This is a genomic window from Candidatus Acidiferrales bacterium (genome assembly GCA_035515795.1).
GTDB lineage: Bacteria > Bacteroidota > Ignavibacteria > Kryptoniales > JAKASW01 > JAKASW01.
This window is the reverse complement of record DATJAY010000035.1, coordinates 92,403-118,628: the sequence shown is the minus strand read 5'-3', so window position 1 is coordinate 118,628 and position 26,226 is coordinate 92,403. Positions and strand designations below refer to the sequence as shown.

The following is a 26,226-nucleotide window of genomic DNA, read 5'->3' as shown; positions in this document are numbered from 1 at the left end:
CACTAGCTCATCGAGAATGTTTCAAGCCTTTGCAAAGCAGCTAAGCTGCCGTTTCCTCCGATTCTATCTCTCCCAATGCCTTCTGCATTCCTTCTTCTGCGCTAAGGATCATCGCGACAAGAGAAACCCCATAATACATGAATTCATGCAAGATAGTTTTTCCGACAAATTGATTTTTCTCGGAAGCTCCGAGTGCGATGTACAAAGGATTCAATTTTCCTTCCGGTGCGGCTGCGTGAAAGAGAGAGGAATATTCCCTTTGAATATTCAGGATTTTGTCGAAGTCGCGGCTCGCGACCACTTCAATTAGTTTTTCGCCAAACTTGCCGCCGGGTTCGAACCGTTCCTCTCCATGATATCCGTACCGAATCAGATCGAGTCTATGCATCGGCGATCCCGTGCCAATAACTGCTATCGTGCCTTCGGTCTTTTCGGCAGCTGATTTTATTGCGGAGCCGAACCTAAAGTGATCTTCCGGACTTGCGCTCGTAATTGACACCGGAATGATCTTCGCGTTGCGTTCGGGAAACATGAAATACAACGGAAGCCATGCGCCATGGTCTAATCCCCACAATTTAGACTCCTTCACGTTCAGGCTTACCGATTTCGACTGCGCTATTATTTTCGAAACCAGGCGTAGGTTATTTTTTGCATCATAAGAAAATTTGTACAACTCTTCAGGAAAACCCATGTAATCCTGAATACAGGGAATGTGTTCCCTCGACTCCACTTCAAATATTTCGCCTGAGAAATAGTGCGGCGACGAAATTATCACCGTATCGACTCCATGTTCCTTCAACATCGTGCCGAGGTTTTCGTAAATGTCATGAATCTTCGTTCTTTCGATGAGCGAGGTCGGGGCGCCGTGAGAAATGTATGATGTGAAAACTATCTTACCCATTTCTCTCCAAAAATCCTTTCAATTCGTTTTTAGCGTTCGAGATAAGCCATCGGCCGCCATGACCTGCTAGTATATATTCAAAATCGAAATCGAGAAGCCTTCGGGCGCTTTCGATTTGGAGCTCATAATCATATGTCCATGAGAAATTTTCCGCCACCGGCTTTCCGCGGTCTGCCGTGACGTGGTCGCCGGTAAACATTACTTTCTCTTTCGAATAGAACAGACTCGATGAACCCGGCGAATGACCCGGGGTATGAATTATCACCGCGTCTCCGATCTCATAGAAGCTGCGAAAAGTTATATCGGGTTTTCCGACTGCGTACTTTTCAGATTCATGAATGATCAGCCTTGCTCCAAACTTTTTCCTAAACATTTCAGCATCAGCAACGTCGTCTCTGTGGGTAAGAAAAATAAACTGAGGAACACCGTGCTTTGAGATAAAGGAGACGTTATTCTCTATATGCTCCGGCACATCCACCATGAAGTTTTGACTTTCTCCTTTTATTAGATACGAGATTCCTCCGAAGCTGTCGGGATTTGGCGGAAAAGCAAATACATCCGCCAAGATTTCCTTCGGAGGAAGTGGAAGTTTGACTGTCGTAATTTTAGCGTACGCCATAAGTGAAGCACATTATCATCAGCGCAGCTCCGGCCATTGACATATTCTTCATGAACATTATTTGCTGCACCTGCTTCATTCCGGGGTCTCTCAGTTTCCAGAAGGCGTGCATCATGAATGAAGTTGGAATCAGAAAAAGAAATATGAGGAGCGCACCGTAGAAGATATAGAAATCGAAAACTACCAGTACTCCGCCTACAAGGATCATGATCCCGGTCAGTATTGTCATGAATTCCGATGCAGGAACACCCATGCTTTTCGCGTACCCGCCCATCTGTTTTGATTTAGTCAAATGGCCGTATCCGCCGCTTACGAAAACCGCCGCGAACAAGATTCTGCCGATTAAATAAATAATTTCCATAATTACCTCCTTTCTTAGCGTTTAATATGTGTCTTGATGAAGTCTGGCACGAATTGATCGAGTACTGCCGAGTTTGCCTTCATGAAGAAATGAAGACCTTCCTTTCTCACTTCGATCAATCCTGCATTCTCCAGGATCCTGTAATGATGAGACATTGCCGGTTTTGAAAGTTTGAACTTGCCGTCAAAGTCTGCACAAGAAAGCTCGCCTTTTTCAATAAGAAGTCTCAGTATGCTGTACCTGTTCGGATCGCCAAGCGCCTTGAAGACTTTAACAGCTCGTTTATCGAAAATCGTTTTCATCTAGTCTTCTGGGATTGTCACATATGGCAACAAGTGCGGAAGTTAAATAGTTCCAGAATTTTAAAACTACTTAAATAACTTGAGTAAGATGGATTGTGGGAGAATTGCTTTTAGGGCAAACGGAGGATTCACATTGCCGGGAGATCTTTAGAAGAAAGCTCTGACCTCGGCAGTCATTGTGTGTATCGGTGCTCCCCCGGCTTGACTCCTCCCGCTGTAGTTCGCCGTTGCTTGTATGAAGGAATTTATCCGGTAATCAAATCCAAGCTGAACGATGTAAGTCTGGCCGGGCAGGAAACCCTGAGTGAGCTCGAACGGCAAATAAACATTAGGCTGCTGATTCTCAATGACAACTTCGTCCCGTTCCAATTGGGAAGTCAATCGTCCTCTCGAAAGGATGGAATAGGCCACTTTTAAGATTTCCGTGTTCATGGAGTTTGTTAGGTCGGACCGGAATGCATCGACTCCCTTTGAAAATTGAACTCTGAAAGATGATTCGACATTAGCGTCCGGTTTATAAGAGAGCTCGGACCCAACGCCGCTTGACCTTATTGTGTGAGCACGTTCCGTGTAGGTCGTTGCAACATCGTCGTCGCTGAGCGAAAGGTCGAGCTCCTCGTAGAAGGTTTCGGTGAGCTTTGTCCGGAGCCTCATACTCTGTTCGCGTTTGTAGCCCCGCTCGGTGGAGAACGAATATTGGTTCAGGGATTTGTTCTGCAAGAATCTCAGCCTCAACGAGAAATCGCGATTGTTCTGAAGAACGTAGAAGTCCTGCTGGAAAAGCTGCGAGCCATTGATTGTAAGACTGTCGTTCAGAAATTTTGAAAGGTGAAGAAGATAGATATCGCTGACGTTCGTTGTCTGATTATTTTCTGCAACCTGCCATAGAGTTACTGATGATAGCGCGCGCAAAACCGTGCTGGTCAAACTGCCGTCGTCTTTGATAAATTTCTCCGGCGTCAATCCCAGTCTGACATTTGTCTGAAGATTCACGACTGGATAGAGGGTGGTTGTCGGCCGCGTGAGCAGAGTATAGTCCCCGTTGAAATTTACCTGCTGAAACTCAGTCGGATCGGTAATGTCGACCTGACCATTATGTTTTGAGTCGATCCATATGTATTGTCCCTGGCCGGGAAGCACCTTCCAAAAGATTTGTTGGAGCCGTGCCGCCCGCTCCGTCGTGACCTGATAAAACAAATTTGTTTCGACTCCGCGGTCGAGAGGAGCGTAATTCGATTCCCATTTCGATAGAAAAGATTCGTTGTCGGAATTCCCGAGATTTCGGAAACCTTCCGTGTAAGTCTTTCTCCGATATGTCAAAGTCAGATTGGAAGAGAAGTTGTTAGGTGCATTGAGCTTCATGGTGAGATCATTTGTCAGCGAGCTGGACGAAGGGAGCATCTCCCCGCCGATGATTCCGCTTTCATTTCGCACGTACATATCGGTCGAGAGGTCGATTCCGAAAATTTGCGAGATGGAAAGATTCGGGCCGTACTCTACGTAGCGATACGAATTCGTCCAGAGAGAATCCGTGCCGGTAGTCTCAAGCCTGCGGTCTTCGCTCGCTATCCTGAAGCCCGGAGTGAATTTCCCGAATCTGATTTGCGCGAGGCCCGCTTGCGTGAACCATGTTCCGGAATTTGAGAACGCGTTGTCTTTGCTGTCGACCAGTGTCGCATGATAATCTATCGATGGGATCCAGCTCGAGTCCGAGCCGAGAGTAATAAAGCCTGCATATCTCCCCGAGCTGAAATCACTTCCGCGCGCGATCCTGCCGATATCTCCGCCGATGGTGAATTGCGTTTTCTTCATCGATGGAGTGAAATCAATATGAGCCTGATTGAGAAGCTCGTTTCCGGCAGTCAAAGTGTCTATCCCCCATTCACGATTGAACTCGACGTCGTTCGTGCGGTCCATCGGATTAAAGTTCATATTTTCATACCGCGTCATCTCGTTGAAGTTCAAAGCGCCTATGTCTGAATCTCCGAGTCGCAGATGTTTCGGCGCATAGTCCAATCCGAACTTCATACCGTAGCCGTCTGTCGTCACCCCTGGCAGCGACGACAATCTGTTTGCATCGAAACTGCTTGCCGCATATTCGAGACTGAACGATCCCTCTTTGTCGAAATGATAACGAGTGTCGACGTCGGCAAGCTGCTGCGATTGCGGCATCGGGAGTACAACAATCGGCGCGTAATCTCCCTGATTGACTCCGACAAAATTGAATTGTCCGAATCCTACCGATTGGTAGTCCCCATTTCCCTGGCCGACTTCCGAAAAAGCAACGATATAAACGGCATTTACTAAGTTGGCAGTGTCGGTCGGGAGCACGAACCGATAAATGTAATATGATTTTCCCGATACCAATATCGAATCGAGACGGTATTGGCCTTTTCCAATTCCGGAGATCGAATCGCGGCCGACGTAGACGGCTCCGCCCTTCGATGCCGCAAGCCTGTTCTTGCCCGCATTGCCGAGAAGAGCTTTATCGGAATCGGAGAGCGATACGCCGAATGCGCTGTTCGGATCATCGCTTTCCTGATAATAAGAAACTCCCACGTCGATTTTGTCATCAACGACGGAAGTCTGCGCGTTGCCGCCGAAGAACGTTCTCTGGAATTGTCCGTCCGAATATTCGAAGTCGACAAATATTCTGCTCAGGTTTGTGATCAAATGTTTTGCGGTAAACGTAACCTGCGCGTTTGAATAGTCTATGACGTAATCGTTGGTCTCGCCGCGAACCATCTGCGCCCCGTCGAGGTATACTCTCTCGGTCCCGGCGATCACGATGATGTCAGCGCTGCCATCTGTCCCGACCAGCTGATATGGACCTTCGCTCCCATCGATCGGCGCTATTTCCTGCGTTCGGAATTTTCCTCGGCTCACCGCACCGCTCAGCATGACGGACGTTTCACCATAGTTCGCATTTCCCATCGCGCCTTGAAGTTTCCTGTTCACGACGCCGAATTCCGTTCCCTGTTCGGACATCTCGAAGTCGCCGAGAGTTCCGGCAATATGCGGCGATTTTATCGTTACGAAGACCTTATCGAATTCCTGAAGAGTTTTGGTGTTCCCTTCCGGCTGAATCGGACTCGATTCATCTGTGAGAGCGGCAGTTACATTTACATCGTTCGTAAGATTTCCCGCAAGCTGCATTCTGAAGCCGGAATTCAAAGTCAGGTCCTGATTTGAGCCGATTGTAAATCCCCGGACGATGCTCCCGCTCTTTTGCATATTGTTTCCAAAGAATTCCGACGTGGTGAGAGGAGCATTTTGTTCGATCAACGTGACACTTTTCTTCGCGGCGGTATCGTACTTTACGATCTCGACATTGTGCTCGTATTCAAGCGGAAGGGTGAAAGGAAAATTGCGATAGGTGATTTTTATGGAATAAGTTGAATCTTGTTTATGTGAAAAGAAGCTGCCGCTTCTTTGAAAGCGGATTGTCCCGGCGGTATAATTTATTACGTAGTCCGTGTTCCGCATTAGCGTCACGGAATCACAGACTACGAGTTCGGAATTTCGGAGAATAAATTTTTGCGGCAGCTGGACCAGCGTGTCGGGAGAAAGGTTTTTGACAACGACGGAATTATACGTCTCCTGTGCACAGGAATTTTCAGGTGAGAATATCTGATATGTCGCTGCGAAGCAAATTAGGAAAATTAGAGCGAACTTGACATTTGACATCGTGTCAATGGTGCAGCGGTGGCCTCAGACTATTTTGCGGGCGGCGCGCTCTTAACGATCTTCGAGAATGAGTCGGCTTTAAGGCTCGCACCACCGATGAGACCGCCATCGACATCCGCCTGGGATAAGAGCTCCCCGGAGTTCTCCGGCTTCATGCTTCCACCATATTGGATAGTCAAATCCTGGGCGGCGCCGTTGCCGAACAGCTTTGACACGAGGTTCCTGATGAAAGCATGGGCTTCTTGAGCTTGTTGCGGCGTCGCGTTGCGTCCTGTTCCAATCGCCCAGACCGGCTCGTATGCGATCACGATCGACTTCAACTGCTCCGCGGTCAAACCGTCGAGCGCCGCTTTCACCTGCCGGTCCAAAACTTTTTCAGTGACGTTTCCATCGCGTTCGCTGAGCGTCTCACCAACACAAAGAATCACTTTCAGACCTTCGCTCAAGGCCTTCTTCACTTTCTTTGCCACGATTTCGTCGGTCTCGCCGAAGTACTGCCGGCGCTCGGAGTGGCCGATGATGACATAGGGAATTCCGAGCGATTTTATCATGCGTGCTGAAATCTCGCCGGTATATGCACCGTCGTTTTCGTAATGAAGATTTTGTGCGCCAACCTTAAATGAAGTCCCCTGCGAAGCCTTGACTGCAGTCTGAAGGGCGGTAAACGGCGGACAGACCACGATCTCCGCTGTGCCACTATAGCCATCCAGTTCTTTTTGAAGCGCTGAAAAAAATTCGGATGTTTCGTTGACATCTTTGTTCATTTTCCAATTTGCTGCTATAATTTTCTTTCTCATGTTTCCTCTCTGCCAGAGGCTGATGCGCCTCCGGCGCAGTTAGTCAATGTTAATGAAGTTAAAGTTAAATGGTTTTTGATTGAAGAGTAATGGGCATAAAAAAATTAACCGCAAACATCGCAAAGATCTGCATTTATCGCTTTGTTCGATATCCTTCGTCCCGCATCGTGATTTAAGCGGTCACCAAGCTCCTTGCAAGCACATCAGTTTTTCAGCCTCTCCAGTTTCTGCCTTAGGAGGTCGTTCAAGACTTTCGGGTTCGCCTTGCCGCGGGTTTTCTTCATCACCTCGCCGACGAAGAATCCGAATACCTTATCTTTGCCGCCGATATACCGCTGAACTTCTTCAGGGTTCGACTGGAGAACTTCTTCCACAACTTTGTCTATTTCGGCTTGATCGGAAACCTGGCGCAAACCTTTTTTCTCGACGATCGAGTCAGGCGCCTGGCCTGATTTCAGCATCTCCTCGAAAACATCTTTGGCGAGTTTCGTCGAGATCACTCCTTCATTTATAAGGTCGATCATCCGTGCAAGATTCTTCCCCTCGATTGGAAACTGATTTATCCCAACGTGTTCTTCGCCGACAACTCGGAGTACGTCGGTCATCACGTAGTTGCTCGCCTGCTTGTAGGCGTCCTTGGATTTCAATCTCAGATTTGTAGTGATACTCTCGTAGTAATCCGCGATAGCTTTGTCTCCCGTCAGAATCTCGGCATCGTACTTCGGCAGAGAAAATTCCTGCATGTACCTTTCACGGCGTCTCGCCGGGAGCTCGGGCTGAGCGGCTTTGATCTTTTCGATCCATGGTTCATCTATTAGAACAGGAACCAGGTCGGGATCGGGGAAGTAGCGGTAATCGTTTGCCTCTTCCTTCGATCGCATCGGTCTGACGCTGTTGGTGTCGGCGTTGTAGAGGAGTGTTTCCTGCAGAATCGTTCCGCCGTGTTCGAGAATGGCATATTGTCTTTCGATCTCGACGTCAAGCGCCCGTTCGACGTTGCGGAAGGAATTCATGTTTTTGATTTCCACCTTCGTGCCGAATTGAGCTGCGCCGCAAAGTCTAAGTGAGACGTTCGCATCACAGCGCAAGGAACCCTCTTCCATATTGCCGTCGCAGATTCCCAGGTAGGTGATGATCTGTTTTATCCGGATGAGATAAAGATACGCTTCTTCGGCGGAGCGGATGTCAGGCTGGCTGACGATCTCGAGAAGCGGAGTGCCGCACCTGTTCACGTCGACGAGCGTATCGACATCCTGATCATGGATGAGCTTGCCCGCGTCTTCTTCCATGTGGATCCTGATCAGGCCGATTTTCTTTTTCGTGCCATCGCTCTTCTCGATCTCTATATAGCCGTCGACGCAGATTGGCTCCTCGAACTGCGAAATCTGATAACCCTTCGGAAGGTCCGGATAAAAGTAATTTTTGCGTGCGAAAATCGAATAGGGCGCAATGCGGCAGTTGGTCGCGAGGCCCATTTTTATCGCGAACTCGATGAGCTTCTTGTTCAAAACCGGAAGCACACCCGGCATTCCGAGGCACACCGGGCAGACGTTCGAGTTCGGAGAATCTCCAAATTTGTTCGAACACCCGCAGAACGTCTTCGTCTCAGTAAGCATCTGCGCGTGAACTTCGAGACCGATTACGACTTCGTATTTATTCCAATCCAAGTTTCACTTCGTGAATTCTAAGCGTTGAATTTTGAATGACCAGTTGGAGATCAAGAGTTCCTTTAGTTCCTCAGTGCTGCCGCGACTTTTTCCGCTGCGTCTTTCAAACCGGAGGCAACAGCGAAATTAAGTCCGGAATTTTGCAAGAGCTCGGCGCCTTCTTTCGCGTTCGTGCCTTCGAGGCGTACGACGACCGGAAGATTAACGGAGACTCTCTGCGCCGCCTCTATTACTCCCTGAGCGACGCGGTCGCATCTCACAATTCCGCCGAAAATATTTATCAGAATTGCTTTCACGTTCGGGTCGGAGAGGATTATTTTGAAACCGTTCGAGACTGTTTCCACATTCGCTCCGCCGCCAACGTCGAGGAAGTTTGCAGGCTCACCGCCCGTAAGCTTGATGATGTCCATCGTCGCCATTGCGAGTCCGGCGCCGTTCACCATGCAGCCGACGTTTCCGTCAAGCTTGATGTAATTCAAGTGAGACTTCGACGCCTCAACTTCCAACGGTGATTCCTCATCGAGGTCGCGCAGCTCTACGATTTCCGGATGGCGATATAGGGCGTTGTCGTCAAAATTCATCTTTGCGTCGAGCGCCATGACGAAACCTTCTTTGGAGAGCACGAGAGGATTTATCTCTGCGAGGCTCGCATCGGTGGCCTCATAGGCTTTGTACAAAGCAGTCAGAAATCTCACGCCATTTTTGAACGCTTCGCCTTCGAGTCCCAAGCCAAATGCAAGCTTCCTTGCCTGGAACGGCATCAATCCAAGTCCGGGATCGATCGTCTCTTTCAAAATTTTTTCCGGAGATTCCGCAGCAACTTTTTCTATTTCGACGCCGCCTTCGGTGGAGACCATGAAAACATTTTTCGAGGTCGACCTGTCTAGAACTATTCCTGCATAAAGCTCTCTCGCAATATTGATTCCCTGCTCGATCAAGAGCCGCTTGACGACCTTTCCTCCTGGACCGGTCTGGTGGGTGATGAGAGTCATCCCGAGCATTTGAGATGCAAGCGTTCTGACTTCGTCAATAGTTCTTGCGAGCTTGACTCCACCGCCCTTGCCGCGGCCGCCGGCATGTATCTGTGCTTTGACGACCCAGAGCGCACCTCCGATTTCGACGGCATCCCGGACGGCTTCGTCAACGTTGAACGCCACTTTCCCTTTCGGAATCGCGACGTTGAACTTTTTTAATATATCTTTCGACTGGTATTCGTGGATTTTCATTTCGAAATCTTAAATCGTGTCCTAATCAATATATCAAAAGAGGGAGTGTAACTCAAGAAAAGCGAATGCGTGGATATCTTGCAGGTTCTTATATCCAGACATCGTTCGGAGCGGTCCGATCTCCACCGGCATCGCCGGTATTTACCGTACCGGCCGGTTCGACAAGCAACATCTTGCATTCCTTTTCGGCAAACGGTTTATGCTCGACACCTTTCGGAACGACAAACAGCTCGCCTTCCCTCAGGACAACGTTGCCGTCTCTGAAATCTATCCGCAATTCACCGTCGATGACCAGGAACACCTCGTCTGTATCTTTGTGGTCATGCCAGGTAAAATCTCCTTTGACACGCACGAGTTTGATATGGTAGTTATTCAACTGAGCGATGATCTTCGGCGCCCATTGATCCGAGAACTTGCCGAACTTTTCTTGGAGGCTTATAGCTTTGTGTTCCATGATGCGACCTTCCACGAACTCAACTGGTTTGTACTTCTTTCGCGCCCTTCGTGTTCCTATCAGCCCAATAAGCCCAGGCGATGATCAGCCACTGAGACAAGCCGACAATGCCGAGAGCCTTGACTGACGGTGGGGGCGGGCTCGTCAAATTCATAACGTATGCAAGCGCGATGAATACCGCCAGACTCCAGAAGGCAATCCTTCCGCGAATGTTTTTCGCGTTTGTCGATTTAACATATAAAAATATTCCTGTTATGAATATCAATCCCTCAACTATTATTGTCAACATGGTCGAGTTCCATAGTCCCAATCCAACTCTCGTATTGCTTCCGGGAAATAATTGCAGATCGGGTACATGAGCTATCCAATCCAAAAACCAATGACTGAATACAAGTGCACCGAGCAGGACGGACACTTTGAGATTTTTCCTGATCAAGTAATAGATAACGCCGAACACAACGGACCACAGCAAAGCTGCTGCCAGGCTGTGTGAAAAAGGATACGACGTAAAGTGCAGGGTCAAGAATTTCCTCGGCACGGAATCGATCTCAACTTGTTCCCAGCCGAGAAGTATGAAGACAGGCCAGAGTACGTCGAGAAATTGTGCCGCAAGAAAAAGCGTCCCGAGCGAAGGACGACTATCAACTTTTTTCCCTGCTAAAGCAACTCCATAATGTCCGATGAACACTTTAGAGAACCTCCTTTTGATTCATTGAATGCTAGACATTGTACTTGTCCATTTAACATTGTGCAAACACCGCCTTTGCCGGTTTGACGTTATTACATTGGTGATACGGCGTGGCGGCAAACGAAGACGGCAGCAGGCATATTCCATCTCAGCAGCGAGCGGCAAGAATCGATATCCCGCTCTCACCATGAAATTATTGAATGATGCTCGATCGCGCAAGGCTGCAAAAGCAAACCTGTTGCATCAGGCTCCATGGAGCTCACCATGGCGGCAGTGTTTTTGAAGCTTATCCCCTTTTTTATTTGACTTTACAAATCATCTTTCTTACATTCATATCGTGAATGCTTGACTTTGGGAGTCGTGTTGCTGGCAGTCGCACTAAGCGAGCAGTTTTCGCGGTGTGGCATATTATCTTGGAAATATTCCCATCATGTGCATTCAAACATCTCAAAACTAAGGAGGAATCTAATGGGAAAGGAAAATGAGAAGGGGATAACAATCCCAGCGGGTCAAAGAACCTACTTTATCGATGTCAAGGAAGCCAAAAACGGCAATAAGTATCTTGTTTTCACCGAAAGCAAGAAGAATACCGAGGGCAAATTTGACAAGCAGAGAATAATGGTCTTCTCGGATCATTTTAAGGCGATCTACGAAGCGATGAAGCAGGTGGCACCTGAGTTCGGTATTAATTTGTGATTGATAAGTTGCCGTCAACTACCTGAAGCAAACACTTCAAACGTGACGGCAGCATCAAGAACCGTTGATACAAACGGACTCTGCTATTATTTTGTCAACAGGACCCCGTATAGGGAATTAGCCATCAAATGATTCAGGAAAGGAGAAAAAATGGCTCGCAGCGTAAACAAAGTTACTCTTATCGGTAACCTGGGAAAGGATCCGGAATTGCGGTATGCTCCGAGCGGATCGGCGGTAGCCTCCTTCAGCCTTGCTACCAGCGAACAATGGAAAGATCAGGAAGGGAATCCGCAGGAGAGAACATCATGGCACAACATAATCGTGTGGGGAAAGCTAGCAGAAATTGCCGCAGAATATTTGAAGAAAGGCCACAAAGTTTATGTTGAAGGCCGGGTTCAATACCGGGACTATGAAACCAAAGACGGGAACAAGCGTTATGTCACTGAGATCGTCGTTAATGATCTTGTTATGTTAGGAGGCCAGCGTCAGCAGGGTCAGGGCGAAGAAGGCGCTCCGGGTGCGCCGCCTGCTGTCTCGGAAGAAAAAGACGATCTGCCGTTCTGAAAACTTAATCGATAAGTGAAGCTTCAAGTGGGCGGAGAAAATGAAATTATTTTCTCCGCCTGTTTTTTAAGAAGAGAAGGGGCGGCTGGGCTCCGCCCCGGTATTGTAATCTTCCTGTCTAACTTACCTGTTCAACATCCCGTCAGAAATATACTCCCAGTGTCAAACCAAATGTCTGGATGCCAATTGAGATAACCTCAGGGCCTGGCGGATTCGGAGTGTTATTATTGATTGCGAGCCCTAGCTGATATTCTGCGCCAAGACTTATGTTTTGGTTGAAAAAGTATTCGACGCCAAGGAGTCCTGCCGCCCCGACGGTCGTCGAGGTCGATTTGTTCGAGGTGGCTGTAGCCCCGACGGGCACAGAGGGAGTGGATGTAGTGATGCCGGTCATGAAGAACGCTCCAACGCCAAGATAAGGACTCACTTTAGATGAAACGGGAAGGTGGTACTCAAGGGCCCCGCCGAGTCCCAAATTAGTGGTGATCAGTGTCGCGTCCTTAAATCCCGGAGTCCCATTGGTGATCTGATCTTGGTATCCGAACAAAAGCATGCCGCGAAGCGCCATTGCGTCGGACATAAAATATTTCATGCCGATTCCGTACTGAGCAACGTAATTGGTCAGGCTAATTGTACCCAGGCCGGTAAAATTGAAGAGGATTGCTTTGTTCCCCGCTGAGGGGACATTGGCAGTTTGAGATTGTGCGTTAGAAACGCCCAAAATCGTTAATGCGGTTAATAGAAGAAATATTTTACGCATGATTTCCTACCTCTCATTTCTTATTAAGGTTTAGTTGTTTCGATGAGTGATGATCCAGCCCAGTTTGAAATACTCGCTTCCCTTGCTTTGCGGAAATGCACACCAAGTCGGGTGACCATTTTGATGCATACTCACAGATACAATATATAATAGTTAATTCAATTTTTCACTCATAAATGGGTAGCGATAATTTTTTGGAGGGATAAAATTCTCCTTGGTGGTTCGCGGTGAAAGCCACCGTACCATATTGAGGAAACTTCCGGCTTTGTCGTTTGTTCCGCTGGCCCTTGCGCCGCCAAAGGGCTGTTGACCGACGACAGCTCCGGTCGGCTTATCATTTATATAGAAATTGCCCGAAGCGTTAACGAGAATGCGGTTCGCGGTCGAGACTGCGTAACGATCGCGGGCAAAGATAGATCCGGTGAGACTGTATGGCGAGGTTTCATCGCAGATATGCAGGGTCTCTTCATATTTATCGTCGTCATAAATGTAAATGGACATGACCGGTCCGAAGATTTCTTCCTCCATCGTTTTGAAATGTGGATTCTTCGCCAGGATAATGGTCGGCTCGATGAAATAACCTTTCGAATCATCATGGCTGCCCCCGAAAACGATTTCGGCTTCATTTGATTTCTTCGCATACTCGATGTATCCGATGATCGACGAGAACGCATTCTTATCAATTACGGCATTCATGAAATTGCTGAAGTCTCGCACGTCGCCCATCTTTACCGTTCTCAGTTCGCTGACCAGATAATCTTTCAGATTTGCCCACATTGACTTCGGTACGTACGCACGCGATGCAGCGGAGCATTTTTGTCCCTGATATTCGAACGCACCGCGAATGATGGCGACTCCAGTCTCTTCGATGTCCGCACTCTTATGTGCAAAAATAAAATCTTTGCCGCCGGTTTCGCCGACAATACGAGGATACGATCTATATCCGCTTATATTTTCTCCGACGCATCTCCACATATCCTGGAACACTGCAGTGCTACCGGTGAAATGAATGCCGGCCAGATGAGGAGAAGCCATCGCTGGTTGACCGACCGCGCTGCCGGAGCCCGGAACAAAGTTGATTACTCCTGGCGGCACCCCGGCCTCCTCAAGGAGTCTCATAATATGGTAAGCCGAATAAACCGCGCTCGATGCAGGTTTCGCGAGCACGACATTTCCTACCATCGCCGGCGCCGTCGGCAAATTTCCTGCGATGGACGTAAAGTTGAACGGCGAGACTGCAAATACAAAACCCTCAAGTGGACGGTATTCTAACTTGTTTCTGACATCCATCGGCGAATGAGGGGGCTGCATCTCGAAGATCTGCATCGCATAAAATGCATTGAATCTGAAAAAGTCCGTCAGCTCGCACGCGGAATCGATTTCAGCCTGAAAAACATTTTTACTTTGTCCGAGCATCGTTGCTGCGTTGAGTGTGTCGCGCCATGGACCTGCAAGCAGCGCTGCCGCCTTCATGAAGATTGAAAGTCGTTCTTCCCAATCCAGCGCTGCCCATGCCTTGCGGGCAACGAGTGCAGCTTGAATTGCCATGCCGACTTCCTTTTCGCCAGCCTGATGGTACGTCGCGATAACAGTCTTGTGGTCGTGAGGAAGAATACATTTTCCGGTTTTGCCCGTCTTGATTTCTTCACCGCCTATGATGAGAGGAATTTCTATCTGCTTGCTCTGCATCTCATCCAATTTTGTTTTCAATGAAGTCCTCTCCGGCGAACCGGGAAGATAACTCTTTATAGGTTCATTGGGTGGAATCGGGATTTCAAATTTTGCGTTAGCCATGTCAATCCTCCTCTCCTTGTTTAACTCTGTACAAATTAATATTTGGAATACTTACTTCAGGAAATCTTCAAATTCCGCTTTCAGGCAAATTCTTCTATCTTGTTCTTCATCCGGAGCTTTTTAAGACTTAGAAAGAGCATCTTCGAGTGCCTTGAGACATAGTCCAACATTCTTTTCGTTTGATGTGTATCCCATCAAGCCTATACGCCATATCTTCCCGGCAAGCTGTCCAAGCCCAGCACCAATCTCAATATCGTAATTGTCAAGCAAATGGTTCCTCACAGCTGCCTCATCCACGCCATCCGGTACAACGACCGCAATAAGTTCCGGTAGACTTGCAGCATCGTTAACAAGCGTCTTTAGTCCCAGCTTTTCCAGTCCGGCACGAAAGATTTCCGAGTTCCTTTCATGGCGCTCCCAGGCTTTGTCCAGTCCCTCTTTGTGTAAAAGCCCGAGCGCTTCATGAAGTCCATACAATGCATTCACCGGAGCAGTATGGTGGTACGTTCTGTTTGCCCCGCTCCAATAACTCAATATGAGTCCGACATCCATGAACCAGCTTTGAACTTTCGTCTTCCGATTCTTTACGGCCTCAATTGCACGATCATTAAAAGTGATCGGCGAAAGCCCCGGCGGGCATGAAAGACATTTCTGGCTTCCGGAATAAACGACGTCCAGTTCCCATTCGTCAACCTTGACGGGGATTCCACCAAGAGAAGTAACAGTGTCTACAATGGTGAGGCAATCATATTTATGTGAAATCCTCGCAAGTTCTCTAACGTCTGAGCGAGCACCCGTGGAGGTCTCGGCGTGCACAAAGGCGACAAGTTTCGCATCCCTGTTTTGTGCGAGGGTATTTTCAAGTTTTCGAGGATCGACCGGCGTTCCCCACGGCGCATCCACAACAATGGCCGTGCCGCCGTGTCGTTCGACCATTTCTTTTATGCGGGCACCAAACGCACCGTTAACACAGACAATGACTTTCATTCCGGGCTCGACCATATTCACTACCGCAGTTTCCATTCCAGCCGAACCAGGACCGGAGACTGGAAATGTCACATCGTTCTCAGTAAGGAAAGTGTCTCTCAGCTGTGATTTTATATCGTCCATCAAATCTATAAACGATGGATCGAGATGGCCGATCGTTGGTGAAGCCATAGCTTCCAGCACCTGAGGATGCACGTTTGAGGGACCCGGTCCCATAAGAATTCTGTTTGGAGGACGGAAAAAGTACTTTTTCATTTTTTCCCTTCTGCTTTAGGACGAGTTGTCTCTAAACACCAAGGATCGAATCTCAAATCGGTACCTCCAGGATATTGTGTATCATTAAATGAACAATGCCGGAACAGTACGGAAAGCGTCTGGAGTTTGTTATCTGGACTTGCGATTTCGTTATCATGACTAATCAGTAAGTCCCGCCGTTCTCAGTGTTTTCTTCAAATCATCCAGCTCGTGTTCGTTGAGTCGTGCGAGTGGGCTTCGTGGTTCGCCTCCGAAATAGCCGAGGATATCCATCGCGGCTTTCAAACCGGGAACTCCGTATTTTGAGGTCACGGCTTTATTGAGCGGAATCAATTTTGTTTGGAGTCCTGACGCCTCATTATGCCTTCCAGCTTCAAACAATCTCTGAACCTCAATGCATTCGGCGGGGGCTATGTTTGCGAGCGCGAGTATTCCGCCTGCTGCCCCCGCGGCGAGAGCCGGGTAGAGGACCGAAGCCGTGCCGGCGAGGATTGAAAAATCGTCAGGTACACTTCCGATAATTTCCGCGGTGTGCGCAACGTTCTCGGAGCTATCTTTTAGTCCGACAATGTTCTTGTGCTCAGCAAGCTTTCCAACCGCATCTGCTTCTATGTTCACGCCCGTGAACTTCGGAACATTATATATGATCAGCGGGATTTTGATCCCATCGGCGACTTCCGTAAAGTATCGGATGAATGTCGCACTTTTCATCTGATCCTTGTAAAAGGAAGGTGTAAGAACAAGCGCATAGTCGGCCCCGAGACCTCCAGCCTCATTAGATAATGAAATTGTTTCTCTGATGGAATCGGAGCCGGTTCCCGCAATCAGTAATTTACCGGAATCGGCATTCTTCTTTGCCGCTTCGACTAGTTTCAGTTTCTCTTCTCTTGTCAGGAAAACGCTTTCGCCGTTGGAACCTAAAACGACATAGCCGCTCAACCCGGTTTTGTTCCATCTTATGATATTCTGCGCCAGCTTACTATATGCCACTTCACCGCCTTGGAACGGAGTCGTGACAGGTGGAAATATTCCTCTTATCATTTTTCAGCAGCTAGATATAAGGACAAACTCGATTCAACTCGTAAAAATATTTTTCAACACAAATCCGATATTCGCTGGTCTCTCGGCGAGACGGCGAACGTACCATTTGTACCAAGCTTTGCCGTAGCTGATGAGGACACGCAAATTGTATCCCTCGCTTGCAAACCGTTTTTGTTCGCTTGTTCTGATTCCATACAGCATCTGTATCTCGATATTCTTTTTTGATATACCAGTTTTCCCGGCGGCGTCAATAATACGTTCAAGCAATTTTACATCGTGGGTGCCGAAAGCAGCCCTCACCCCGTTCTCCGCGATGCCTCTCAAAAGCAGCATGGAAAGCTCAAGGTAGTTCGAATCCACCACGCTTTTTTCCGGGAACGCAATTTCTTTCGGCTCGTTGTAAGCTCCTTTGACCAATCGGATGTAGGGAGAAATCTTCAACAGTTCCTCTAAGTCTCGTCTGGTGCGGCGAAGGTAAGATTGAAGACAAATTCCGATATTTGAATAATCCTGTTTTACTCTCTTGTACAGATCAATTGTCATGTCAACGTAGTTCGAATGTTCCATGTCGATCCAGACGACGTTGTTAAGTTGCTCGGCCTTTTCGGCAAGCGACCTTATGTTCTCGAAGGTATTTTCCTGCGACAGGTCCAACCCGAGCTGTGTCAGCTTGACCGATACTTCGATATTTAAATTTTCGCCCGCTATCTTTTCCAGAAGATCGCTGTAATGGTCTCTCACTTGTCTTGCTTCATCCAAATCTTTGATGCTTTCACCGAGATACGTAAAGACCGTTGGGATTCCATCGCTGCGGAAGATCCTTGCCGCACCTATCGCATCCTCCAGATTTTCGCCGGGCATGAAACGCTTCAATGCCTTTTGGACGAATCGATATTTCGGAACATGATTGAGTAAATATGGATTTTCAGATGCCCACAGCAAAATGTTTCTCGAGATTCCCACTTTTAGAAAACTCCTTTTCTCTCACCATCTGTTTGTGCCATGATGAGCTTATTGCCATGAAATTTTGGTGTATCATTTCATAAAGACTTCGTCGAATGAAGTCTACGCTTTCGTTGAAGGGTCTCACCTTTTGGACAAGACCCCGTCCGTCCTGACAAAGTCTTGCTTGTCCGGACGGGGAAGACAGCTTGAATCTAATATCTGGCACTGAAATTTTCGAGTGCCCGTTACAGCCGAGTGAAAACGTATCGACTTGCCTCGATGCTTGTACGGCGTGGCAATTTAACCTGTGTTTTGTTCCTATTTGCCTCTGGTTTTATTCGATTTTGCACAAGATAGCTCAAAAGCGGCATTTTACATGACCGGCTGTTGGCACAGCCGTTGAATCAATACAAATCGTATGAGGCAGTTTTTAAATAGATTTGAAATGTGATGGAACAGTACATAACAATTATACCGCTGCTCGCCGCAGTCGCAAGCATTGTTTATTATCGACTGTCTGAGAAATCGCAGAACTTTCTTCGACCGGCACGTTTGTTTTTCTATGTCAACGTCCTTTCGATTATGGTTCTATACTGTTATTTCATTTTCCTGATTTTGTCGCATCAGTATCAATATACTTATGTCTGGAGTTATAGTTCGAACGATCTCTCGATTCCACTTTTGCTCTCGGCGTCTTATGCCGGACAGGAGGGAAGTTTTATCCTCTGGATCTTCTATAGCGCGGTGATCAGCGTTTTCGTCCTGAGGTATTCTCAGCTAAGAGTCGATGCGGATATTGCGCAGAGAAGAGGTCGGTATGAATCGATTGTCATCCCGATTATTCTTCTCTTCGAGATTTTTGTTTTGGCAATCTTGACCCTGAAGAGTCCATTTGCGAAAGTCTGGGAATCTTATTCCGACGTTCAGTTTGGGATGATGCCGCAGGATGGCCGAGGATTGAATCCGCTTCTGCAAAATTTCTGGATAGTGATTCATCCACCGATTTTGTTTCTTGGGTTTGCATCGGCGATCATTCCGTTCGCTTTTGCGGTGACCGGATTAATCAGGAAAGATTATGTCAACTGGATGACTTACTTGCGGCCGTGGTTGCTTTTCAATGTGTTGACGCTCGGGGCCGGGATAATCATAGGCGGTTACTGGGCATACGTGACGCTCGGCTGGGGAGGATTCTGGGGATGGGACCCGGTTGAGAATTCTTCGCTGATACCATGGCTGTTTTCCTCCGCTGCTCTTCACACGATCATCGTGGGGAAGAGAACAAATAGTTTTATTAAGACAAGTTTCTCATTAACAATCATAAGTTTCATTTTGGTCCTCTACAGCACTTTCTTGACTCGCAGCGGAGTGCTTGGAGATACCTCGGTTCATGCATTCGTCGATCCGGGAAAAAGTGTTTACGCAATTCTTTTAGTTTTGATAGGTGTATTTCTGCTGCTCGGCCTGATTCCGTTCTTCAGGAACAGAGTTTCAATCCCGGGCGCGGGGGTAAGCCACAATTTGTTGTCACGAGAAATCGCAATGTTCGTAGGCGCAGCTTCCCTCTCTGTGCTGTCGCTTTTCGCCCTCGTAGGAACCTCCTCTCCCATAATCACTGGACTGCTCCAGGGAAAACCAACTGCGGTTAATTCCTCATACTACGTGACGACAAGCCTCCCGCTCGGGCTCCTTATAATTGCATTGATCGGATTTGCCCAGCTTGTCTGGTGGGACCATTCCGATAGAAAAGTTTTCCTAAAAAACCTTACTTTGCCTGTTGCCGCAGCAACACTCACGGCGATTGCGGCGCTGTCGCTTTCAGTGAAGGACGCGACTGTCATTCTCATAATGAGCGCCGCAGCATTCGCCTTCGTGGCGCACTTCGCTGCCGCGGTGAGAATAGTTCGCGGGAATCCTAAATACATCGGGGGACCTGTAACGCATGCTGGCCTAGCGCTCATGTTCATCGGCATCATCGCTTCAACCGCTCTTGAATCGAAAACGACTGTCCAGCTTCAGCAGGGAAAGCCCGTGAGCGTCTTTGGCAATGAGATAACATATGCCCATAATGCAAAAGTCGAAGGCAAGGACGCTTTCATGGTACACCTTCGGAACGGAAGCACCGAGGCGAACTTAAAGCCTGCGATGTACTACAGCTATTACAGCCAAGGGACGATGCGTGAACCGGACATAAAAAGCTATTTCGGTTATGATTTATATGTCAGTCCGTTGGCGGTTGACAATGGAGGTGCCGCTTCAACAAGTACTGGCGCCGTGAAGATCGTAGTGCTCCAAAAGGGCAAGCAGGTAAAACTTGATGATGGCACGCAGCTTATTCTCGTGCGGTTTGACATGAACTCGGCTGGCCATGACGCAATGCAGCAGGGCGGCAATTTCATGGTTGCGTCACTCATTGATGCATCAAAGAATGGAAAGACAATCGAGATCTCTCCTGAATTGAATTTTGTAAACGGGAAAGAGAATGCCGTCCCCGCACAGGCTTTTGGTAACATGCTGATCGTCATGGATATGAACGTCGGTATGGGCGGGGCTAACGGCACGGCTAGTGTGAGGCTGGCTGTTCATTCAGTTGACATGGTACAGAGTGTAAGTCTGCCTGTTTTGACCGTAGAAGTGAGCAAGAAACCTCTTATCGGTTTCTTATGGGCTGGTACGATTCTTCTCTTTGTCGGGCTTGCGATTTCGATGTACAGGCGTTTCGCCGAGGGGAAAATCCCGCGTTCGGTTTCCGGTATCCCGATGCGGGACCAAAATCTTCACAATGTTGCGAAGAGATCCGAAACTATTTTGACGATCGAAGAGATGGGTTCGAAGGAAGTTGAGGTGGAGAATGTCGAAAATTGATTTCCAATTCATCGACGATATCCGGCTGAAGGTTTGCAAAGAATGTTCAAAGAGCGACGCAAATGGGAAATGCATCGCTTCTCCTGGAACGGAGTGTGTGCTTGAGCGCTATCTACCTCAAGTAGCGAAGGCGCTTGAGACTGCTCGCGGTGCGAGTGTGAATGATTATTTGGTCTCGCTGAGAACCGAAGTATGCCCCGTGTGCGGTGAGAAAAATGAATCCGGTTATTGCTATGCGGTAGACAGTTTTGGGTGTCCGCTTGAAACTTTTTTTCAAACCGTTGCGAAAGCTGCAGCGGAGCTTGAGGCGGCGTAAAATATGTTTTGTGAAATGATTTGCACACAGAGCACGATCCTCCTCCCTGAGGGCTGATCATATTCACGCCATGTGACGATCAGCCTCCTGTTCTGATCTGTCGGAACGGGAAATCGACTGCTCCTCCTTAACGCGGCCCACCTCCTCCGGGCCGCGTTTTTATTTTCTCTGAAGCCATGATCCCGTACTTTGCCAGGTCAATTTTCTCATTCTTGAATTTCACGCCTTCCTTTTCAAGAATTCTCTTCTGGTGCTCGTAAGCACCGGTGTCTCTTCGCAGCGAAATCATCCCTTTGGAATTGATGACGCGTTGCCATGGAACGCCGGAATTCGGCCTAAGGTTGTGAAGAGCATATCCCACAAGTCTGGCGTGTTCGCGCAATCCGCACAAGCGGGCAATTTGGCCGTAAGTTGCCACTTTCCCTTTCGGTATCCTTTTCACCGTTTCATAGATTATTTGGTAAAGACTCTTTTCTGTATCAGTCATTGGGCAAGATAAGGTGAAGGCTGCTAAAAAATTGTCTGATCGTTCTTGCTGCTCCAGAAGCATTCATAGGGAAACTTTTGATTCCTCCTGCAATTTAGAATTTACCGCTGAATTGTTAATATATTAAATATGCGATCACTACCTGGCGTGATCCCGAATGTGAAATACTCTTGGCGGGACCTGGCCCGAAGCATTCGTAAAATTGAAGATTTATAATTGTATTTGACACGATGCTTAACAACTATTATACACTGTTTCATCTTTCGAAGGAATTCGGCAGCTCATTATCGGGAGCCAGGATCCTGCAAGCTTCGACTCGCTCAGATCGTACCCTCGATATTCTTTTGGAAACGCAACATGGCAACGCCGCCGGACTGGTAATCTCCTGTCAACCGCAAATGAATTTCATTTATATGGAAGGTTCCGCCGGCGGAAAACTAAAGGGTGCCAATGTCCTTCCTGAAGTCCTCGGAAATGTGGTGATTGCAATCAAAGCAATTTCCAACGAGAGACAACTCCGTTTTGAATTTGATGATGGCAATTTCCTCCAGGTCAATTTGTTCGGCGCGGCGGCAAATATTTATCATGCTGATCTAGACAGAGTTATTATCAATTCCTTTTTGAAACCATCTACTAAGGTCGGAAAGAAACTTCCTTTCGAGGTCAATTCAATCGGTTTTCCGGGAGATGTCATCGACTTGCGTTCAAGATTCATGAGTGTAACGGGCAACGCTCTTCAACAGCTGTCCCAATGCATCCCGACCGTCGATTCAATGCTTGCGCGCGAAATTCTGTATAGGTATGATTTGTCGGTGGGGGGCACAATTGACGATTCGGGGAGGCGTGATCTTAGACGGCCGAATGCTCAAATCGATTTTGAAATTCTCGATAGGATACTTTCCGGCATTCACAGAGAACTCTTAACCCCTTCGCCTCGCATATATTTTTCCGGGCAGATCGGAAGCGCATTCGGACTTATCGAGCTGAGACACCTGCAAGCACAAAAGTTTGAAGAATACAATTCGGTGAATGAATGTATACGCAACTTCGTAATTCGTGCAGGCAAGAGCAAAAAGATCGCCGATATCAAGACCGAAGTGCTTGGAAAGTTGAGCCGGAAAATCAGTTCCCTCAAACGAACTCTGGCGAAGATCGAATCGGATTTGGCAGATGATCGCGCCGCAAGATATCAGGCTTTCGGAGAATACGTCATGTGCCATGTTGCCGATATCAAAAAAGGAGATACATCGGTCTTTATCGAAGAAAATGAAGAGGAGATCAAGCTCGATCCCTCGTTGAAACCTGTCCGGAATGCACAGAACTATTTCGATAAAGCCAAACGCGCCCGTGAGTCTTTGCGACAAGCGAAGGAGAGAAAAAAAGTTATAGCCGAAGAACTGCGTGAGGCTGAAACTCTGTTGGACGAGGTGGTGCATCAGGACGACGTCGATTCTCTGAGCTCGCTGAGAGAGGAAAAGGCGGTCGGATATGAAAAGCACTCTCCATTTCGTGAATTCGAACGAAGCGGGTACAGAATTTACGTCGGGAAAGATGCAAAGAATAACGACGAACTTACCTTCGGATTTGCAAAGCCCAACGACGTTTTCCTTCACGCTCGCGGCGTTTCAGGATCGCATGTCATAATAAGAAATCCATCGCGTGAGTTTCCACAAAAGCCGATTTTGCAGTTTGCCGCAAGCATCGCTGCGCATTACAGTAAAGCAAGGACAAGCGGAATCGTGCCGGTCGCATACACTATGAGAAAATTTGTGAAGAAAGCAAAAGGTCAGCCCGGCGCAGTCTTGCTGGACCGCGAAGAGGTGATTTTCGTCAAGCCGGGTATTCCGCTTTGACTTGATCTTTTCTGAGACCCCGAGCCATGAAGTAGATCATGGTCCAGTCGTGGTAATTTTTTCAGACTTCCCGTCAACTTTACAACCCTTCTAAGATTTTCAAATCCCTTCGTACTCTGGCTGCAAATGTAACTCTCACATTTCCAGTGAGTTAAATGGTTGTCCGGCACATCCGGAGATCGCTATAATGTGGCACACTTTTGCAAGGGTTGGATACAAAGGAGAAACATGTCATTTGTATGTAGAACACTCGCATTCGTTGAAAATCCGGAGACAGTGAGAATTGTCTCTGAAGCATTTCAGCGTCCAAAGTACGAACTCGAATTTGTTGGCAGCTTAAATGAAACAATCCCGTTCACAAATCATATCGATCTGCTTGTCGTGGATTCACAGTTCTTAAACGATAAGAGGGTTGCGACGGTGAGACATCATTTGCCAACCCTGGTCATTGATCCTGAATATATTCAAATCGGGAATACGAAGTTGTCGGCGTGCGGTGAAGAGAGCGAACCAAACGTGGAATCGGAAAAAGTCAGAATAGCCGCGGAGAAACTCCTGCGCAAGAATTATTTCAACTGGATCATAGACGCGCTTGAGTACTCCAGTTGAACTGAACATTTAGCCGAGGGCAGATGTGCCTTTGGCGTAGAGGAGGCGAAACATGTACGAAATTCTATTGATTTCCGTCGCTCTTTCACTCTTGCTCACGTTCGTCTACGGATATGTCAAGAGACAGAGTAAGATTGAATCGGAATTAGAAGCCGCGAGAAGGATCAAAGCGGTAGCCGGCCTTAGAATCATAAACGGGTTGCCTATCCAAACAGCCTTGAATGAGATTTTGGCCTCATTGGCAAGTGCTTATTATGCAAAAAAGGGAAAGATAGAATTACACGGGAAAATCTTCGGCGATTTTTCATCCACGATAGATGGGGATGGAATCGAAACTGATAAGAGTGACGTACCGTTTGCATTCGTGGTGGATGATGAAGACTTCTCGTGCAGGGTCGAACTTCATACAAACTTTTCACTGTCACACAGCGAACATTGGCAAATCCAGGAATTGGTCCGGGACAAGATTTCGAGATGCCTGCTCGACAAGGTGAGTAAGACTGTAAAGACCGCTTTCCAGTGTGCTGATATTCCGTGTGCCATTATTGATGAGAAAGGGAAAATAATTCTCAAGAATGAAAACTTCGACTTTGATTTTCAGACGTTGGCCGGGACGGAATTGGTCAAGAGTGTTTCTGAGTTAATCGAATCGAAGAGAGACAGTATTTCTCAGACTTTTCCGAACGGAGATGACGGGAAAAGACTACGGAGGGTTGTTATTCAGAAAATAGGCGAGGGATTATTCTCATTGTTTTCTACAAATGAGGTTGATCAAATTGTCTCCACGACAAACGGGAAGCTGGAGAATCTTCTTTTCCGCGCCATCGACGATCTCAACCTTGGAGTTGTGGTTTTAGAAAAAGATGATCATAAGCACGACAGGGAATTCAGGATTACGACTGTCAACAAAGCTTTCTACAGGATTTTCGGCCTTGCCGGCTCAAATGCTCAGTCGGAGGAAGTCGACGAGATTCTATCAACGGCATTGAGAACCGACGGAGCGAAAGACTCTCCTGCACCGCCGTTCCATTCCATGGCTGATTTCTTTTACATGAGGCGTGACGGAATCAAAGTGCGCGCAAAGTTAACTGTCGTGAAGGCCGAAGAGAATTCACTTGTGATCGTTTTCGAACCGGTGGAAAATTCTCAACTCTTGATCTGGTCTTATCGTCAATTGATCAACGCGGCGGAACGTCTTTTCAAAACCGGCGACATGCGCTCGTACCTCAAAGAATTAAGAGATGCAACCCGATCCGACGGGATAACATTAGCAAAGAAAAATGAGGATTCATCCTCCTTCCATTTGACGGAGAGGGCCGGGTTTGTCATAAATATTCCGCAGCTTATTTTTGAAGATTTGCCGTCTCGCGACCTCATAAACTATCAGGGTTACTTGGTTATTCCGATGAGGCATCAGGATGCGGTCACCGGGGCACTCATTGCTCTGCGACCGAGCGAGGAGGAGGTCGAACTTATTATTGCCGGAACAAAAATATTGGAAGCCCACGAGTTGATTAAGAGAGAAGTCAACGACATTCGTTTTCAGATAGCAAAAGTAGCGTCGGAAGCGGAACGGGCGGACAAAGCGAATCGCTCCAAATCGGAATTCCTGGCGAACATGAGCCATGAAATACGGACGCCGCTCAATTCAATTATCGGTTTTGCAAATATCATCCACGACGAGTCGCCGGAACTTTCACATGAACTTCTTAATGAATTCAGTGGCAACATTGTGACCGCAGGAGATCACTTGTTGAGTCTGATAAACGACATTCTTGATCTTGCAAAGGTCGAAACGGGCAAAATGAAGCTGGATCCGCAGGAGTTTTCCATTTCCGAGGTTGTAGAAAGCATCAGGAGAATTTTAAAGCCGATGCTCGACAGGAAGCAAATTCAACTGGAGGTAAAACTTGAAGAAGGGCTGAGTACGCTCGTCGCGGACCAGGTAAAATTCAAGCAGATACTTTATAACCTTTTAAACAATGCGATCACCTTCAGCTGCGAAAATGATATCGTAAAACTTGAGGCGGTGAAATCTGCCGACGGGATAGAGATAAAGGTTATAGATAATGGAATCGGGATTAAAAGAGATGATCTTGACAAATTGTTCAAACCTTTCGTTCAACTAGGCGGCGACAATGGCGGAACCGGGCTTGGACTCGCTCTGACCAAAAAGTTCGTGGAACTTCACGGCGGTGCCATCTGGGTAGACAGCACTCAAGGAGTCGGGACAACCGTGGTGGTATATTTACCTGAGTATAAATTACCGAACGTCAAGGATCCCGAGGAGGCATCTTTGAATAGAGCCGACACATCCCAACGACTATCCTAGGAAAACTTCGCTTTCGCCCCCTC

The 26,226-nt window shown here is 47.7% G+C and carries 23 protein-coding genes; 7 read left to right on the top strand and 16 right to left on the bottom strand.

Translation table 11 applies throughout. From position 1 onward, the window contains the following. Window positions 1–40: 40 nt before the first annotated feature. From VLX91_14105 to VLX91_14060, 10 genes are all read right to left on the bottom strand, one after another. On the bottom strand, window positions 41–901 hold the full coding sequence (locus VLX91_14105) for a hypothetical protein (protein HUI31339.1): 861 nt from the start codon (window positions 899–901) through the stop codon (window positions 41–43). Beyond that, window positions 894–1,520: an MBL fold metallo-hydrolase gene (locus VLX91_14100; protein HUI31338.1), complete on the bottom strand. Its 627-nt coding sequence runs from the start codon at window positions 1,518–1,520 to the stop codon at window positions 894–896. Before VLX91_14100 ends, VLX91_14105 begins: the two co-directional genes overlap by 8 nt. Then, window positions 1,507–1,881: a DoxX family protein gene (locus tag VLX91_14095; protein HUI31337.1), complete on the bottom strand. Its 375-nt coding sequence runs from the start codon at window positions 1,879–1,881 to the stop codon at window positions 1,507–1,509. The genes VLX91_14100 and VLX91_14095 overlap by 14 nt, the downstream gene beginning before the upstream one ends. Before the next feature lie 14 nt (window positions 1,882–1,895). Then, window positions 1,896–2,183, bottom strand: coding sequence for a metalloregulator ArsR/SmtB family transcription factor (locus VLX91_14090; protein ID HUI31336.1), 288 nt, complete (start codon window positions 2,181–2,183; stop codon window positions 1,896–1,898). 147 nt (window positions 2,184–2,330) lie between these two features. Continuing rightward, a complete protein-coding gene (locus tag VLX91_14085; GenBank protein ID HUI31335.1) occupies window positions 2,331–5,870 on the bottom strand; it encodes a hypothetical protein in 3,540 nt (1,179 codons plus the stop codon). A 29-nt stretch (window positions 5,871–5,899) separates the two neighbouring features. Then, a complete protein-coding gene (gene tpiA / locus VLX91_14080) occupies window positions 5,900–6,667 on the bottom strand; it encodes a triose-phosphate isomerase (protein HUI31334.1) in 768 nt (255 codons plus the stop codon). 203 nt (window positions 6,668–6,870) lie between these two features. After that, window positions 6,871–8,334, bottom strand: a complete 1,464-nt coding sequence (gene gatB / locus VLX91_14075) for an Asp-tRNA(Asn)/Glu-tRNA(Gln) amidotransferase subunit GatB (GenBank protein HUI31333.1) — start codon at window positions 8,332–8,334, stop codon at window positions 6,871–6,873. Window positions 8,335–8,396: 62 nt separating this feature from the next. Then, on the bottom strand, window positions 8,397–9,560 hold the full coding sequence (sucC, locus tag VLX91_14070; GenBank protein ID HUI31332.1) for an ADP-forming succinate--CoA ligase subunit beta: 1,164 nt from the start codon (window positions 9,558–9,560) through the stop codon (window positions 8,397–8,399). Window positions 9,561–9,648: 88 nt separating this feature from the next. Continuing rightward, on the bottom strand, window positions 9,649–10,014 hold the full coding sequence (locus tag VLX91_14065; protein ID HUI31331.1) for a cupin domain-containing protein: 366 nt from the start codon (window positions 10,012–10,014) through the stop codon (window positions 9,649–9,651). A 19-nt stretch (window positions 10,015–10,033) separates the two neighbouring features. Continuing rightward, window positions 10,034–10,702 carry a metal-dependent hydrolase gene (locus VLX91_14060; GenBank protein HUI31330.1) on the bottom strand — a complete coding sequence of 223 codons (669 nt, stop codon included), beginning with the start codon at window positions 10,700–10,702 and terminating at the stop codon, window positions 10,034–10,036. A 468-nt stretch (window positions 10,703–11,170) separates the two neighbouring features. On the opposite strand from VLX91_14060, the gene VLX91_14055 reads away from it, so the two are divergent. Next, entirely contained in the window at window positions 11,171–11,398 is a 228-nt protein-coding gene (locus tag VLX91_14055) for a DUF3276 family protein (GenBank protein HUI31329.1), read from the top strand. A gap of 150 nt (window positions 11,399–11,548) precedes the next feature. Continuing rightward, window positions 11,549–11,962, top strand: coding sequence for a single-stranded DNA-binding protein (locus VLX91_14050; GenBank protein HUI31328.1), 414 nt, complete (start codon window positions 11,549–11,551; stop codon window positions 11,960–11,962). A 142-nt stretch (window positions 11,963–12,104) separates the two neighbouring features. On the opposite strand, the gene VLX91_14045 is transcribed toward VLX91_14050, so the two are convergent. From VLX91_14045 to VLX91_14025, 5 genes are all read right to left on the bottom strand, one after another. After that, window positions 12,105–12,722 (bottom strand): OmpW family outer membrane protein, encoded by a 618-nt coding sequence (locus VLX91_14045; GenBank protein HUI31327.1) that lies wholly within the window; start codon window positions 12,720–12,722, stop codon window positions 12,105–12,107. Between the two features lie 153 nt (window positions 12,723–12,875). Beyond that, window positions 12,876–14,516, bottom strand: coding sequence for an L-glutamate gamma-semialdehyde dehydrogenase (gene pruA, locus VLX91_14040; GenBank protein HUI31326.1), 1,641 nt, complete (start codon window positions 14,514–14,516; stop codon window positions 12,876–12,878). A gap of 120 nt (window positions 14,517–14,636) precedes the next feature. After that, on the bottom strand, window positions 14,637–15,758 hold the full coding sequence (locus VLX91_14035) for an alanine--glyoxylate aminotransferase family protein (GenBank protein HUI31325.1): 1,122 nt from the start codon (window positions 15,756–15,758) through the stop codon (window positions 14,637–14,639). A gap of 159 nt (window positions 15,759–15,917) precedes the next feature. Further along, window positions 15,918–16,799 (bottom strand): dihydrodipicolinate synthase family protein, encoded by an 882-nt coding sequence (locus VLX91_14030; protein ID HUI31324.1) that lies wholly within the window; start codon window positions 16,797–16,799, stop codon window positions 15,918–15,920. 33 nt (window positions 16,800–16,832) lie between these two features. Next, on the bottom strand, window positions 16,833–17,762 hold the full coding sequence (locus tag VLX91_14025; GenBank protein HUI31323.1) for a proline dehydrogenase family protein: 930 nt from the start codon (window positions 17,760–17,762) through the stop codon (window positions 16,833–16,835). Between the two features lie 432 nt (window positions 17,763–18,194). Between VLX91_14025 and VLX91_14020 the strand changes: the two genes are divergently transcribed. Then, window positions 18,195–20,606 carry a cytochrome c-type biogenesis CcmF C-terminal domain-containing protein gene (locus tag VLX91_14020; GenBank protein ID HUI31322.1) on the top strand — a complete coding sequence of 804 codons (2,412 nt, stop codon included), beginning with the start codon at window positions 18,195–18,197 and terminating at the stop codon, window positions 20,604–20,606. Beyond that, window positions 20,593–20,922 carry a hypothetical protein gene (locus VLX91_14015; GenBank protein HUI31321.1) on the top strand — a complete coding sequence of 110 codons (330 nt, stop codon included), beginning with the start codon at window positions 20,593–20,595 and terminating at the stop codon, window positions 20,920–20,922. Before VLX91_14020 ends, VLX91_14015 begins: the two co-directional genes overlap by 14 nt. A gap of 127 nt (window positions 20,923–21,049) precedes the next feature. Here the strand turns inward: VLX91_14015 and VLX91_14010 are convergent, their stop codons facing one another. Continuing rightward, on the bottom strand, window positions 21,050–21,409 hold the full coding sequence (locus VLX91_14010; protein HUI31320.1) for an MGMT family protein: 360 nt from the start codon (window positions 21,407–21,409) through the stop codon (window positions 21,050–21,052). A 230-nt stretch (window positions 21,410–21,639) separates the two neighbouring features. On the opposite strand from VLX91_14010, the gene VLX91_14005 reads away from it, so the two are divergent. The 3 genes from VLX91_14005 to VLX91_13995 all read left to right on the top strand — a co-directional run bounded on the left by VLX91_14005 (window position 21,640) and on the right by VLX91_13995 (window position 26,203). Next, complete coding sequence (locus tag VLX91_14005; protein HUI31319.1) at window positions 21,640–23,262, top strand: NFACT RNA binding domain-containing protein; 1,623 nt, start codon at window positions 21,640–21,642, stop codon at window positions 23,260–23,262. Window positions 23,263–23,490: 228 nt separating this feature from the next. Continuing rightward, on the top strand, window positions 23,491–23,871 hold the full coding sequence (locus VLX91_14000) for a hypothetical protein (GenBank protein HUI31318.1): 381 nt from the start codon (window positions 23,491–23,493) through the stop codon (window positions 23,869–23,871). A gap of 52 nt (window positions 23,872–23,923) precedes the next feature. After that, window positions 23,924–26,203 carry a HAMP domain-containing sensor histidine kinase gene (locus tag VLX91_13995; protein ID HUI31317.1) on the top strand — a complete coding sequence of 760 codons (2,280 nt, stop codon included), beginning with the start codon at window positions 23,924–23,926 and terminating at the stop codon, window positions 26,201–26,203. Window positions 26,204–26,226 lie beyond the last annotated feature (23 nt).

What these genes read in the sequence shown, in the direction of transcription:
- VLX91_14105 (HUI31339.1), bottom strand. Translation starts at nt 901, where the DNA reads ATGGGTAAGATAGTTTTCACATCATACATTTCTCACGGCGCCCCGACC.
- VLX91_14100 (HUI31338.1), bottom strand. Translation starts at nt 1,520, where the DNA reads ATGGCGTACGCTAAAATTACGACAGTCAAACTTCCACTTCCTCCGAAG.
- VLX91_14095 (HUI31337.1), bottom strand. Translation starts at nt 1,881, where the DNA reads ATGGAAATTATTTATTTAATCGGCAGAATCTTGTTCGCGGCGGTTTTC.
- VLX91_14090 (HUI31336.1), bottom strand. Translation starts at nt 2,183, where the DNA reads ATGAAAACGATTTTCGATAAACGAGCTGTTAAAGTCTTCAAGGCGCTT.
- VLX91_14085 (HUI31335.1), bottom strand. Translation starts at nt 5,870, where the DNA reads ATGTCAAATGTCAAGTTCGCTCTAATTTTCCTAATTTGCTTCGCAGCG.
- tpiA (HUI31334.1), bottom strand. Translation starts at nt 6,667, where the DNA reads ATGAGAAAGAAAATTATAGCAGCAAATTGGAAAATGAACAAAGATGTC.
- sucC (HUI31332.1), bottom strand. Translation starts at nt 9,560, where the DNA reads ATGAAAATCCACGAATACCAGTCGAAAGATATATTAAAAAAGTTCAAC.
- VLX91_14065 (HUI31331.1), bottom strand. Translation starts at nt 10,014, where the DNA reads ATGGAACACAAAGCTATAAGCCTCCAAGAAAAGTTCGGCAAGTTCTCG.
- VLX91_14055 (HUI31329.1), top strand. Translation starts at nt 11,171, where the DNA reads ATGGGAAAGGAAAATGAGAAGGGGATAACAATCCCAGCGGGTCAAAGA.
- VLX91_14050 (HUI31328.1), top strand. Translation starts at nt 11,549, where the DNA reads ATGGCTCGCAGCGTAAACAAAGTTACTCTTATCGGTAACCTGGGAAAG.
- VLX91_14045 (HUI31327.1), bottom strand. Translation starts at nt 12,722, where the DNA reads ATGCGTAAAATATTTCTTCTATTAACCGCATTAACGATTTTGGGCGTT.
- pruA (HUI31326.1), bottom strand. Translation starts at nt 14,516, where the DNA reads ATGGCTAACGCAAAATTTGAAATCCCGATTCCACCCAATGAACCTATA.
- VLX91_14035 (HUI31325.1), bottom strand. Translation starts at nt 15,758, where the DNA reads ATGAAAAAGTACTTTTTCCGTCCTCCAAACAGAATTCTTATGGGACCG.
- VLX91_14030 (HUI31324.1), bottom strand. Translation starts at nt 16,799, where the DNA reads ATGATAAGAGGAATATTTCCACCTGTCACGACTCCGTTCCAAGGCGGT.
- VLX91_14020 (HUI31322.1), top strand. Translation starts at nt 18,195, where the DNA reads ATGGAACAGTACATAACAATTATACCGCTGCTCGCCGCAGTCGCAAGC.
- VLX91_14015 (HUI31321.1), top strand. Translation starts at nt 20,593, where the DNA reads ATGTCGAAAATTGATTTCCAATTCATCGACGATATCCGGCTGAAGGTT.
- VLX91_14010 (HUI31320.1), bottom strand. Translation starts at nt 21,409, where the DNA reads ATGACTGATACAGAAAAGAGTCTTTACCAAATAATCTATGAAACGGTG.
- VLX91_14005 (HUI31319.1), top strand. Translation starts at nt 21,640, where the DNA reads ATGCTTAACAACTATTATACACTGTTTCATCTTTCGAAGGAATTCGGC.
- VLX91_14000 (HUI31318.1), top strand. Translation starts at nt 23,491, where the DNA reads ATGTCATTTGTATGTAGAACACTCGCATTCGTTGAAAATCCGGAGACA.
- VLX91_13995 (HUI31317.1), top strand. Translation starts at nt 23,924, where the DNA reads ATGTACGAAATTCTATTGATTTCCGTCGCTCTTTCACTCTTGCTCACG.